At 50.0% G+C, this 12,324-nt stretch carries 14 protein-coding genes; 9 read left to right on the forward strand and 5 right to left on the reverse strand.

Annotation, left to right across the window (positions count from 1 at the left end; translation table 11 throughout):
* The first annotated feature begins 121 nt into the window (after positions 1-121).
* The 5 genes from dacA (at position 122) to lipA (ending at position 4,865) form a co-directional block, all read left to right on the forward strand.
* Positions 122-1,321: a D-alanyl-D-alanine carboxypeptidase DacA gene (gene dacA / locus GKAS_RS11115; protein ID WP_035894332.1), complete on the forward strand. Its 1,200-nt coding sequence runs from the start codon at positions 122-124 to the stop codon at positions 1,319-1,321.
* Positions 1,322-1,427: 106 nt separating this feature from the next.
* Positions 1,428-1,691, forward strand: a complete 264-nt coding sequence (ybeD, locus tag GKAS_RS11120; protein ID WP_035894333.1) for a DUF493 family protein YbeD — start codon at positions 1,428-1,430, stop codon at positions 1,689-1,691.
* Positions 1,692-1,790: 99 nt separating this feature from the next.
* Positions 1,791-2,432, forward strand: coding sequence for a lipoyl(octanoyl) transferase LipB (lipB, locus tag GKAS_RS11125; protein ID WP_035894334.1), 642 nt, complete (start codon positions 1,791-1,793; stop codon positions 2,430-2,432).
* Between the two features lie 309 nt (positions 2,433-2,741).
* Positions 2,742-3,698, forward strand: coding sequence for a YbeF family transcriptional regulator (locus GKAS_RS11130; protein ID WP_035894347.1), 957 nt, complete (start codon positions 2,742-2,744; stop codon positions 3,696-3,698).
* Positions 3,699-3,899: 201 nt separating this feature from the next.
* Positions 3,900-4,865: a lipoyl synthase gene (gene lipA, locus GKAS_RS11135; RefSeq protein WP_035894335.1), complete on the forward strand. Its 966-nt coding sequence runs from the start codon at positions 3,900-3,902 to the stop codon at positions 4,863-4,865.
* A gap of 211 nt (positions 4,866-5,076) precedes the next feature.
* Here the strand turns inward: lipA and tatE are convergent, their stop codons facing one another.
* A complete protein-coding gene (gene tatE / locus GKAS_RS11140) occupies positions 5,077-5,277 on the reverse strand; it encodes a twin-arginine translocase subunit TatE (RefSeq protein ID WP_035894336.1) in 201 nt (66 codons plus the stop codon).
* Between the two features lie 126 nt (positions 5,278-5,403).
* On the reverse strand, positions 5,404-6,192 hold the full coding sequence (locus GKAS_RS11145) for a deaminated glutathione amidase (protein WP_035894337.1): 789 nt from the start codon (positions 6,190-6,192) through the stop codon (positions 5,404-5,406).
* 120 nt (positions 6,193-6,312) lie between these two features.
* On the opposite strand from GKAS_RS11145, the gene crcB reads away from it, so the two are divergent.
* A complete protein-coding gene (gene crcB / locus GKAS_RS11150) occupies positions 6,313-6,687 on the forward strand; it encodes a fluoride efflux transporter CrcB (protein WP_035894338.1) in 375 nt (124 codons plus the stop codon).
* 59 nt (positions 6,688-6,746) lie between these two features.
* Here crcB and cspE read toward each other — a convergent pair whose 3' ends face one another.
* Together cspE and pagP are read right to left on the reverse strand one after the other, a co-directional pair.
* A complete protein-coding gene (cspE, locus tag GKAS_RS11155; RefSeq protein ID WP_000034826.1) occupies positions 6,747-6,956 on the reverse strand; it encodes a transcription antiterminator/RNA stability regulator CspE in 210 nt (69 codons plus the stop codon).
* Positions 6,957-7,116: 160 nt separating this feature from the next.
* Positions 7,117-7,692: a lipid IV(A) palmitoyltransferase PagP gene (pagP, locus tag GKAS_RS11160; protein WP_373995163.1), complete on the reverse strand. Its 576-nt coding sequence runs from the start codon at positions 7,690-7,692 to the stop codon at positions 7,117-7,119.
* Between the two features lie 654 nt (positions 7,693-8,346).
* Between pagP and dcuC the strand changes: the two genes are divergently transcribed.
* Both dcuC and rna read left to right on the forward strand, forming a co-directional pair.
* A complete protein-coding gene (gene dcuC, locus GKAS_RS11165; protein ID WP_035894340.1) occupies positions 8,347-9,717 on the forward strand; it encodes an anaerobic C4-dicarboxylate transporter DcuC in 1,371 nt (456 codons plus the stop codon).
* 93 nt (positions 9,718-9,810) lie between these two features.
* Positions 9,811-10,611, forward strand: coding sequence for a ribonuclease I (gene rna / locus GKAS_RS11170; RefSeq protein WP_035894341.1), 801 nt, complete (start codon positions 9,811-9,813; stop codon positions 10,609-10,611).
* Between the two features lie 39 nt (positions 10,612-10,650).
* Here rna and GKAS_RS11175 read toward each other — a convergent pair whose 3' ends face one another.
* Positions 10,651-11,481: an alpha/beta fold hydrolase gene (locus GKAS_RS11175; RefSeq protein WP_035894343.1), complete on the reverse strand. Its 831-nt coding sequence runs from the start codon at positions 11,479-11,481 to the stop codon at positions 10,651-10,653.
* A gap of 234 nt (positions 11,482-11,715) precedes the next feature.
* Between GKAS_RS11175 and rnk the strand changes: the two genes are divergently transcribed.
* A complete protein-coding gene (gene rnk, locus GKAS_RS11180) occupies positions 11,716-12,126 on the forward strand; it encodes a nucleoside diphosphate kinase regulator (RefSeq protein WP_035894344.1) in 411 nt (136 codons plus the stop codon).
* Positions 12,127-12,324: the final 198 nt, after the last annotated feature.

Below are 12,324 nucleotides of genomic sequence, written 5' to 3' on the forward strand. Positions count from 1 at the left end.
CGAATCTTCGTATATGTAAAAGTCGTTAACAAACTCATATACGATGTCGGATGCCTGTCTGTGGGGCATTTGCTATAGTAAGGCACTTTTTAACTCCATCACGGATGTCGTTGTTTTGACCATGAAGACCTCTTTTTTCGCTCGCTTACTCATTCCGGCGCTCTCCGTCGCAGCACTGTCTTCCGCTGCCTACGCCGATGACCTGAACATCAAAACCATGATCCCAGGCGTTCCGCAGATTGACGCGGAATCCTACATTCTTATTGATTACAACTCCGGTAAAGTCCTGGCTGAGCAGAATGCTGACAGCCGTCGCGACCCGGCGAGCCTGACCAAAATGATGACCAGCTACGTCATCGGCCAGGCAATGAAAGCAGGTAAATTTAAAGAGTCAGATTTAGTCACCATCGGCAACGATGCCTGGGCGACCGGCAACCCGGTATTCAAAGGCTCTTCCCTGATGTTCCTGAAGCCTGGCATGCAGGTTCCCGTATCCCAGCTTATCCGCGGCATTAACCTGCAGTCTGGTAACGATGCGTGCGTCGCAATGGCCGACTACGTGGCCGGTAGCCAGGATGCTTTCGTTGGCTTGATGAACAGCTACGTCACCGCACTGGGCCTGCAGAACACGCACTTCCAGACCGTTCACGGCCTGGACGCTGATGGTCAGTACAGTTCCGCACGCGACATGGCGATGATTGGCCAGGCGCTGATCCGTGACGTACCGAACGAATACACTATCTACAAAGAAAAAGAGTTCACCTTTAACGGTATCCGTCAGCTCAACCGTAACGGTCTGCTGTGGGACAACAGCCTGAACGTGGACGGCATCAAAACCGGCCACACCGATAAAGCAGGCTACAACCTGGTCGCTTCCGCAACTGAAGGTCAGATGCGTCTGGTCTCTGCCGTGATGGGCGGTCGTACCTACAAGGGCCGTGAAACCGAAAGTAAAAAACTGCTGACCTGGGGCTTCCGTTTCTTCGAAACCGTGAACCCAATTAAAGCGGGTAAAGAGTTTGCTTCTGAGCCAGCCTGGTTTGGTGACACCGATCGCGCCTCCCTGGGCGTCGATAAAGACGTTTATCTGACCATCCCGCGTGGCCGCATGAAAGACCTCAAGGCCAGCTACGTGTTGACCACCAGCGAGCTACATGCGCCACTGCAGAAAAATCAGGTTGTGGGGACCATTAACTTCCAGCTGGATGGCAAAACCATCGATCAGCGTCCTCTGGTGGTTCTGCAGGAAATTCCTGAAGGTAACTTCTTCGGCAAGATCATTGATTACATTAAATTAATGTTCCACCACTGGTTTGGTTAAAAATCACCCACTTGAAAGTGTGATTTCCATCCCCATATACTATGCATAGTAAAAACAACTCCCGCACATTTGGCGGGAGTTGTTCTTTTTCAACACTGGAGCTGACATGAAAACCAAACTGAACGAACTGCTTGAATTCCCTACACCATTTACTTACAAAGTAATGGGTCTGGCGAAACCTGAGCTGGTTGACCTGGTGGTTGAAGTGGTACAGCGCCATGCGCCAGGTGACTACTCTCCGCAGATAAAACCGAGCAGCAAAGGCAATTACCACTCGGTGTCCATTACCATCAATGCCACTCACATTGAGCAGGTAGAGACGCTGTACGAAGAGCTGGGCAATATCGAAATCGTCCGTATGGTGCTGTAATCGCATCACCGTTACCCGGCACAGCCGGGTAACGCCTCCGCCCTTCTCCCTGTGATATACTCTGCAACCATCATTTCCCCTCTCTGCGGAGACGCTGTTTTGGACTTAAATACCCTCCTGATCCGTCAACTCGGCCTGCAACCCTACGAACCCATTTCTCAGGCAATGCATGATTTTACCGATAGCCGTGATGAATCCACGCTGGATGAAATCTGGCTGGTTGAACATCAGCCTGTGTTCACGCAAGGCCAGGCAGGCAAAGCCGAACACGTGTTGGTTCCGGGAGATATTCCGGTGATTCAGAGCGATCGGGGCGGCCAGGTGACTTATCATGGGCCGGGTCAACAGGTGATGTACGTTCTGTTAAACCTCAAACGCCGCAAGCTAGGCGTACGAGAACTGGTGACGCTTCTCGAACAAACCGTCGTGAATACGCTGGCAGAAGTCGGCATTGAGGCACATCCGCGCGCCGATGCACCGGGTGTTTACGTCGGCGAGAAAAAGATCTGCTCCTTGGGGCTGCGCATTCGTAAAGGCTGTTCATTCCACGGCCTGGCGCTCAATATTGCCATGGATCTTTCCCCCTTCCTGAGAATTAACCCTTGTGGTTACGCGGGAATGGAAATGGCCCAGGTTTCACAATGGGTTAACGATGCGAAGCCGGAAAATATATCCCCACGATTAGTCTCCCATTTTTTAGCGCTGCTAAACAATCCACCTCACGAATATATCAACGCTTAATATATTATATATTTTGGCCCAATAATCCGTTGGGCCATTCACTATATTTTTCTGCTGCCCTTTACAATAAGGGAATGATTCTCTATTTTTTTTGAATGTTCTCGCCATAAAATGCATCGTAGATCGCAATTTTGCGCAAAAAAAACGCATATAAACATAGAGCACATCAATGCATTAGCTTTACTAATGCATTGACTCATAACGCAAAAATCTCGTTTTTATCTTGCGATCGAGTGGCGTCCAGAATAATAATATTATTATTACGATAAACTATCATTCATGGTGTGAATGAATGCGGGGGTAAGCAGTGTGGATTATAACGATAAGCCTGAAAATAAAACCAACCTTAATGTCGAAAATGACACGCCACAAATTTTCCGTACGCTACGTAATATAGATCTTAATTTATTGACCATATTTGAAGCGGTATATGTGCATAAAGGCATCGTAAATGCTGCGAAAATACTGAATCTCACCCCATCTGCGATAAGTCAGTCAATTCAGAAACTTAGACTCCTCTTCCCCGATCCCCTTTTTATTCGTAAAGGTCAAGGTGTCACACCAACGGCCTATGCTACGCATCTTCATGAATATATCAGCCAGGGTCTGGAGTCGATTCTTGGGGCGCTGGACCTGAACGGCAGCTACGACAAGCAGCGGGTCATCACCATCGGCACCGCCGCCTCCGTGGGTGCTATTGTCATGCCGGTCATCTACCAAATTGTGAAAAAGACCTACCCGCAGGTTCTGCTGCGCAACGTTGCCGTGACGGATGCAAACGCACAGCTCAGCCAGTTTCAGACCGATCTCATCATCGATAACCACGAACATAACAATCCGCGCACGCTGGGACGTCATTCGCTATTCAGCGACAGACTGGTGTTGGTGTGCCGCAACGAGCACCCGGCAGTTGATGAAGAACCTTCTCTGGACACGCTGATGCAGTACGAGCACACGCTTCTGACGATGGATGGTGCGGGGCAAAATGACCAGTACAAACGTATTCGCGATATGCTTCCCGATCGTCAGGTTAGCGTAAGCAGTTACAACCTGTTCACCATCGCGTCACTGATTGCCTCAAGCAACCTGATAGGCATCATGCCGCTGCGCTTTTATCATATCTTCAAACAGTGCTGGCCGTTGAAGACGCTGGATTTCGAACCGCTCCAGCAGGAACGCGTCGACTTTTCATTGCATTACAATAAACTCAGCCTGCGCGACCCGGTAATGCAAAACATTATCAACGTCATCCACCAGGCGTTTTGAGCCTCCAGCTCCTCATCCTTCCTTAGCCGGCAAAAAAGCATTATTCAACAACTATTTTACAATTTGCCGGCACGGTAGGCTGCTTTATGCCCCATTTAAATGGTATACTGCCTGCTATAAATTCAAAAATAGTTGATAAATACAACATTCCCTTGAATTGAAACGCTTTCCCTCGATACTCGGAACTGGAACACGTACGCTATGAGTAAACCCATTGTGATGGAACGCGGTGTTAAGTACCGCGATGCCGATAAAATGGCCCTTATCCCGGTTAAAAACGTGGCAACAGAGCGCGAAGCGCTGCTGCGAAAACCGGAATGGATGAAAATTAAACTTCCGGCAGACTCCTCCCGTATCCAGGGTATCAAAGCAGCCATGCGTAAAAATGGCCTGCACTCCGTCTGTGAAGAAGCGTCCTGCCCTAACCTGGCTGAGTGCTTCAACCACGGCACCGCTACCTTTATGATTCTGGGCGCAATCTGTACCCGTCGCTGCCCGTTCTGCGACGTTGCCCACGGTCGCCCGGTGGCCCCGGATGCTAACGAACCACAAAAACTGGCCCAGACTATTGCCGATATGGCGCTGCGCTATGTGGTTATCACCTCTGTGGATCGTGACGATCTGCGTGACGGTGGCGCTCAGCACTTCGCTGATTGCATTACCGCCATTCGTGAGAAGAGCCCAACCATTAAGATTGAAACCCTGGTGCCGGACTTCCGCGGCCGTATGGATCGCGCGTTAGAGATCCTGACCGCAACGCCACCGGATGTTTTCAACCATAACCTGGAAAACGTGCCGCGTATTTATCGCCAGGTTCGCCCGGGTGCCGACTATAACTGGTCATTAAAACTGCTTGAGCGCTTTAAAGAAGCCCACCCAGAGATCCCGACCAAGTCTGGTTTGATGGTTGGTTTGGGTGAAACCAACGCGGAAATTATTGAAGTGATGCGCGACCTGCGCCGCCACGGCGTTACCATGCTGACGCTGGGTCAGTACCTGCAGCCAAGTCGTCACCACCTGCCGGTACAGCGCTACGTTAGCCCTGACGAGTTTGAAGAGATGAAAGCCGAAGCGCTGGCAATGGGCTTTACCCATGCAGCCTGTGGTCCGTTCGTGCGTTCGTCCTACCACGCCGATCTCCAGGCTAAAGGCATGGAAGTTAAATAAGCCCGTAGCCAGAAACAAAAAAGCCGCTCTCTGCTGAAAGCGGCTTTTTTTATGCCTTAAGCAGAAATAAATTGTTTCAATAAGATAATATTAGCAATGTTATTTCCATGAAAAAGGGCTACAACGTGCTTACGCTGTAGCCCCTTCCGCGGATGCTCACACCCGCGCATGGCGCACGCAAATCGGCACGCCACGTGAAACGCTGCCCTGCTTACTCTTTATGAGAGAGTTTTTCTGCCGGGGTCTCATCTGCGCTTTTTTGCGCCGTGGTTTCATCATCATTCATGGCTTTCTTGAAGCCCTTGATGGCTGAACCCAGATCCCCACCCAGAGTCCGTAATTTTTTGGTACCAAACACCAGAACAATCAGTGCTGCCACTACCAGCAGTTTGGTAATACTAATCTCACCCATAGATACCTTCTTCTCAAAAACAGGCTGCAGAATGCGCCACATCACTGTGGTTTATTAACGGTCATCTGGCGCGCGCACACAATAGCAATCTGTAACAAGGTGAATCAAGCATTGTTTAAAAAAGCGTCACGTTAATTGCGGTAGCGCAAACCGTCGATTCACCAGTACTGGAAGCTGATGGCGAACGTTCAAAAGATGCTCGCGCTGAATATCAGAAACAATCAGCTGCGGTTCGGCCGTTGCGCCAGCCAGAGTGACGCCCAGCGGGTCAATAATCCGACTTTGACCAATATTCCGTGTCCCGCACTCACCGCTTGCCACGATATAACAGGTGGTATCCAGCGCACGAGCCGCAAGCAACGTTGACCAATGGTGCTCTTTTAACGGCCCACGAACCCAGGCGGCGGGCAGCGCCAGAATATCCGCCCCCTGTAGCGCGAGGGTCAACGCCAGCTCTGGAAAACGAAGATCGTAGCAGGTCAGCACACCCACCTTATAGCCTTCAACCTCAATCAGCGGCGGGAGGACATCACCGGCATCCACCCGCTTTGACTCCTGAATAGAAAATGCGTCGTAGAGGTGGAGTTTATGATAGTGGGCAATCACCTCTCCTTCACGCAGCACCACCAGCGTGTTTCTCGCACGACCTTCTCTGGAGGGAGTATGAATCGTCAACACCGTTGTTACTGAATCATTACGGCTTTGCGCTTTTAATAGCTGCATAAAACCGCCATCAAGCGGCTGTGCCGACTTCACGGACATATCAGGGTCAGTATCACTGCGCGCCAGCAGCGCTTCAGGCAACACCAACAAAGACGTACCCGCCTCCGCTGCCGAGCGCATCAGCGCCACACAGCGTTGCGCATTGACCTGCCACTCCGGCGTGACAGCAAACTGTCCTGCAGCTACCCGCATCCCCACTCCTCAGGTTCTACTAATATATCAATATGATGAATGCTGATGAGTATATAGCCAGATTCATCTATTCAGCGTTAAACTGAACCCATTAATAGAAAATGGCAGGAAACTCGCACGATGCAACTTTTGTTGGCCGTTTTTATTGGCGGAGGTACCGGGAGCGTGGCTCGCTGGCTGCTGAGCCTGAAACTCAATCCCATGCATCACGCCATCCCTCTGGGCACGTTAACAGCAAACCTGATTGGGGCGTTTATCATTGGTGCCGGTCTTGCCTGGTTTAATCGTCTACCTCAGGTAGACCCGGTCTGGAAGCTGCTCATCACCACGGGCTTTTGCGGGGGGCTGACGACCTTCTCCACCTTCTCGTCGGAAGTGGTCTTCTTACTGCAGGCAGGGAAGTTTAGCTGGGCGCTGCTGAATATTACGGTCAACCTGTTGGGCTCATTTGCGATGACCGCTCTGGCCTTCTGGCTTTTCAGCTCTAGCCGCTAGAAAAAAGATAAAAAAAACCCGCGATTAAGCGGGTTTTGAATTCTGACTGCTATTCTCGCTTACAGAGCGGTAACGTTAGCAGCAGAAGGGCCTTTGGCACCGTTAGTGATTTCGAACTCTACACGCTGACCTTCAGCCAGAGTTTTGAAACCGTTGGTCTGGATTGCAGAGAAGTGTACGAATACGTCTTTGCTGCCATCTTCCGGAGTAATGAAACCGAATCCTTTGGACTCATTAAACCACTTAACGTTACCTTTAATCTTAGACATCAAAATTACCTTTATATGAAAAAACGACACTAATCTGTGTCAGTTAACAGTACAACAATTGTCGTGGGTTTTGTCCAGCCTAACTTCGTTAAAAAGTGATAAATGTCTCTAACTTTTATTTGCGGGTTGACATTACCGTAAGCTGTGCTCCAGGCCGACTTTAGAACTGGAAACGGAGCCACGCGAAGTAGACGTTACCGTTGTTATAGGTTCCTGGAATGTAGGTCATCTGAAACGTGGCGGGCCCATAACCGATAGAGGCCATCGGCAGTGCAACCGGCACCGGGATATAGTTCCAGTTATCGCGCGCAGTCACCCCAATCGTGTAACCTAACCCAAGGTGGAACTTATCGTCTGCCAGCGGTCTCCAGGTGGCTTCCCAACCGTAGCCGCCAATCGGCTCCCACTTATTAAAGGAGTCTTTAAATGCCATCAAATAGATGCCATGCCAGTTACCTTTATCATCCCAACGCGAGATACCAAAACCAGCACCCCAGGGACGTTCATTGTATTTGTCCGTCTTCTCTTTATCGTAGGCAAAACGGGCATGCCAGGTAATCGCCGGCACATACAGATCGTAGTTCTGCGGCTCATCCCAGGTCTGTGCAATGTTATTGCTCAGCGTGTTATAGCCATCCTTAATCGTCCCGGTAAAAGACGCATGGGCAGAAAGAGTGGTACCGAAAAGCCCTACCATCACTACTAACAGTGCGAAAAATCTATTTAGTTTTAACACGATAATCTTGCCAAAAAATGATTAATTAAGAACATTCTATCAAACGTAAGCTTAATGATATCTTAACCGCCGCAGCGACTTAGTTTTTTTCTTCATCTGAATTATAAATTAGAATTTTCCTAAACAAACTGTCAAGCCAACCTAACGGCCTAAGCTAAATTATAATGCATACTGACTGCCAACGATAAGCATTCTCGTCCAGGTTCGAGAAAACCATAAATAAAAAGTGCCTTCTGATAATATTCGGCTAAATTATTAGCATAATATTTTCGTAATATGAGAATAAATACTTAATAATTAAATGACGGCTTATTTTGCATGTTTTTTATGCAGCTTTATCTCATCACCAGTCGCCTGTAAAAGAATGCTATCCCTCTTCGCAACAACTGAGGCTACCAGGCTTTTATCCCTACAAATGGCAAGGTAACATTTCATTTCCTCTGGCTGTATAGTATTCCACCAGCACGCTATACTCATTGTGGTGACAATGTTCCACTTTGTGAGTACACCGACCAAATGATCATTTCGCTTTCTTTAATTACTCTTTTTATTGATTTTCATCAGCTAAATTTGTCGTTTTTTTCGGCACATTTCACCCCTTACTTTTGATGCAGCACTGCGTCAATTTTTACAACTGGGCGATAGGTGTTAATAATGTTAACGTTCTTTGAACTCCTGATTGGTGTTGTGGTTATTGTGGGCGTGGCTCGCTACATCATCAAAGGTTACTCAGCAACGGGGGTCCTTTTCGTCGGTGGCTTACTGCTACTGATTGCCAGCGCATTGATGGGACACAAGATTTTACCTAGCAGTGAAACCAGTACCGGTTACTCTGCAACCGATATTATTGAATATATCAAGATCTTATTGATGAGCCGCGGCGGCGACCTCGGCATGATGATCATGATGCTCTGCGGTTTTGCCGCTTATATGACGCATATCGGCGCTAATGATATGGTCGTTAAGTTAACCTCCAAGCCGCTGAAATTTATTAACTCGCCTTATTTACTGATGATTGCCGCCTATTTTGTGGCCTGTCTGATGTCGCTGGCCGTCTCTTCAGCGACCGGGCTTGGCGTATTACTGATGGGCACGCTATTCCCGGTGATGGTTAACGTGGGTATCAGCCGTGGTGCAGCCGCCGCTATTTGTGCTTCACCTGCCGCTATTATTCTCTCCCCTACTTCCGGTGATGTGGTGCTGGCGGCAAAAGCCGCAGAAATGCCGTTGATTGATTTTGCGTTTAAAACCACACTGCCTATTTCCATCATTGCCATTATTGCTATGGCGATTACCCATTTCTTCTGGCAGCGCTACCTGGATAAAAAAGAGAATATTTCTCACGAAATGCTGGATGTCAGTGAAATTACCACCACGGCACCTCGCTTCTACGCCATCCTGCCGTTTACGCCAATTGTCGGGGTACTGATTTTTGACGGTAAATGGGGCCCGGAGCTGCATATTATTGCCATCCTGGTTATCTGCATGCTGCTGGCCGCAGTGCTGGAATTCCTGCGCGGCTTTAATACCCAAAACGTGTTTGCAGGACTCGAAGTTGCCTATCGCGGCATGGCTGATGCATTCGCAGGCGTGGTGATGCTGTTGGTTGCGGCGGGCGTATTTGCTCAGGGTCTGAGCACTATCGGCTTTATTAACAGCCTGATTTCCATCGCAACCTCGTTCGGTTCCGCCAGCATTATACTGATGCTGGTACTGGTCATATTGACGATGCTGGCAGCAATGACCACCGGTTCCGGTAACGCACCGTTCTATGCTTTTGTTGAGATGATTCCAAAGCTGGCGCAATCCTCCGGCGTCAACCCCGCGTATCTTTCTATTCCGATGCTGCAGGCCTCTAACCTCGGTCGTACTATCTCCCCGGTCTCCGGCGTGGTAGTAGCGGTAGCCGGTATGGCGAAAATATCTCCGTTTGAAGTGGTTAAGCGCACATCGCTGCCGGTTATTATTGGTCTCATCGCGGTCATTATCGCCACCGAGATTCTGGTGCCCGGCGTCGCCGCGTAATCATTTATTGGCTAAATAAATAAGGCGCCTGAGGGCGCCTTATTTTATTATGTAATAACGTCACTAAATGAATTAAACCGTGGAGTCAGGAATATGTTAAGGAAGAATATTGTGTCAGGATGCGCGCTGCTGCTCTGCGCTGGCAGCCTTCATGCTGCCCCGCTGGAGCCTACACAATATGGCGACTTCGACCGTTACGTCCTGGCACTCTCCTGGCAAACCGGTTTTTGCCAGAGCCAGCATGATAGAAACCGCAACGAGCCGCTGGAATGCCAGCAACAAAAAGAGGCCGTAAATAAGGCCGATTACCTCACTGTACATGGATTATGGCCAGGCCTGCCGGGCTCAATTGCCTCTCGCGGTGTCGATAACAATCGCTGGATGCGGTTTGGCTGCGCAACCCGCCCGATTCCAAACATGCCGGAAGCAAAAGCCAGCCGCAAATGTGCCGCTGAAGAGACCGGCTTATCGCTGGAAGTCGCCAATAAACTCAATCAGGTGATGCCGGGTAGCGGTGGGAACACCTGTCTCGAGCGCTACGAGTACGCAAAACACGGCGTCTGCTTTGGTTTTGATCCGGATGCCTATTTCGGCACAATGGTGCGCCTGAACGGCGAAGTGAAACAAAGCGCGCTCGGCCAGTTCCTTGCCGCCAACTATGGCAAAACCGTCACCCGTGCAAGCTTTGACGATGCGGTCGCCCGCGCCTTCGGCAAAGAAAGTGTCAAGGCAGTGAAACTAACGTGCAACGGCAATCCGGCTTATCTGACCGAAATGCAGATTGCGATTAAATCTGCCAGCATCAACAACCCATTGACGGCAGATTCGCTGCTCCCGCAGCCGCATCCCGGCAACTGTGGCAAACAGTTCGTTCTGGATAAAATCGGTTACTAAACATGCGGTAATGCCCCCGGTTCTCGGGGGCAATTCATACTATTGCTCGATAAACGACAGCAGATCTTCATTGATCTGATGTTTGTGCGTGGTGCAGATCCCGTGCGATCCGCCGCGATACACCTTCAGCTCCGCGTTTGGCAAAATTTCAGCCGCCACCTTGCCGCAGGTTTCAAACGGCACAATCTGGTCATCATCGCCGTGAATCACCAGCGTCGGGATGGTCATTCTGCGCAGGTCCTCACGCAAGTCGGTTTCCGAGAAGGCCTTGATACAGTCATATAGCGCCTTAATCGAGCCGTGAAGTCCTTGCTCAACAAAGCCTTCACGTACCGCTTTCGACTCCTTCGCGCCAGGACGGTTATAGCCGTAAAACGCCGCCGTCAGCTCGTAGAAGAATGCGCCACGATCGTTAATCACGCCGTCACGAATACCATCGAACACCTCAAGCGGCACGCCGTTCGGGTTAAAGTCCGTCTTAACCATGATGGGCGTTACGGCGCCAATCAGCACCGCTTTCGCCACTCGCTGCGTGCCGTGTCGACCAATATAGCGCGCAACTTCACCGCCACCGGTCGAGTGTCCGACGTGCACCGCGTCTTTCAGATTAAGGTGAGCCGTCAGCTCTGCCAGATCGTCCGCATACTGATCCATATTGTGCCCATCCCAGGGTTGCGCCGAGCGTCCGTGGCCTCGTCTGTCGTGGGCGATAACCCGATATCCCTTTGACCCCAGATACAGCATCTGATCCTCAAACGCATCAGACGTCAGCGGCCAGCCGTGGCTGAATACAATTGGCTGTCCACTCCCCCAATCTTTAAACCAGAGATAACTACCATCTTTCAGGGTCAGTTTATCGAAACCACTCATACGATCTCCTGTACAGGAAGGACGCTGCCAGGTGCAGCCTAAAAAGAATAATCCAGATTTATAGATTGCGAGGTATTTCGCATAAAATTCACACAACGAAGATTATTGCCATCTTCGAATGTGCGCTGTATCACTTCAAACCTGAGGCCAGGATCAGTATGATGGGATGAGATGAACCCTTGCCGCTGGCGGTGAGGGTTTTCTTTTGGATAATCGATAGACATGGAGTAAATAATGACCAGACCTGCCATCATTATTAATGAGTTCGATGCCGAGCGTATCGACCGCCTGCTTGAGCAACCTGCTTACGCAAATTCCCCGGTGGCGAACGCGCTAAACGACGAACTGGATCGTGCCCAGATGTGTGCCCCTGAGGACATGCCGCATGATGTAGTGAGTATGAATAGCCAGGTCAGATTCCGCGATCTCACGACCGGTGAAGAGCGTGTCCGCACGCTGGTCTTCCCGGCACAGATGACCGACAGCAGCACCCAGCTTTCGGTGATGGCGCCCGTTGGCGCAGCGCTGCTTGGCCTGCGTGCAGGCAGTGCGATTCACTGGGAGTTACCGGGCGGTACTTCAACCCACCTGGAAGTTCTTGAACTACTGTATCAGCCGGAAGCGGCAGGCGAATTTCATCGCTAACCTTCCGCGTTAATCAATTAAGAGGATGTTATGCATCCTCTTTCTGTTTTGCCCCGCCTAACGAAACTTTACAACTCCCCTGTCCTCGATAAACTATTTTGCGAACTAAATGACATATTCAGAACGTATTATGTGTTCTGATAGTTCCACAAAGACAAGGAGGAGCCATATGTACAAAACAATCATTATGCCAGTTGA

This window comes from Kluyvera ascorbata ATCC 33433, assembly GCF_000735365.1.
Taxonomy (GTDB): Bacteria; Pseudomonadota; Gammaproteobacteria; order Enterobacterales; family Enterobacteriaceae; genus Kluyvera; species Kluyvera ascorbata.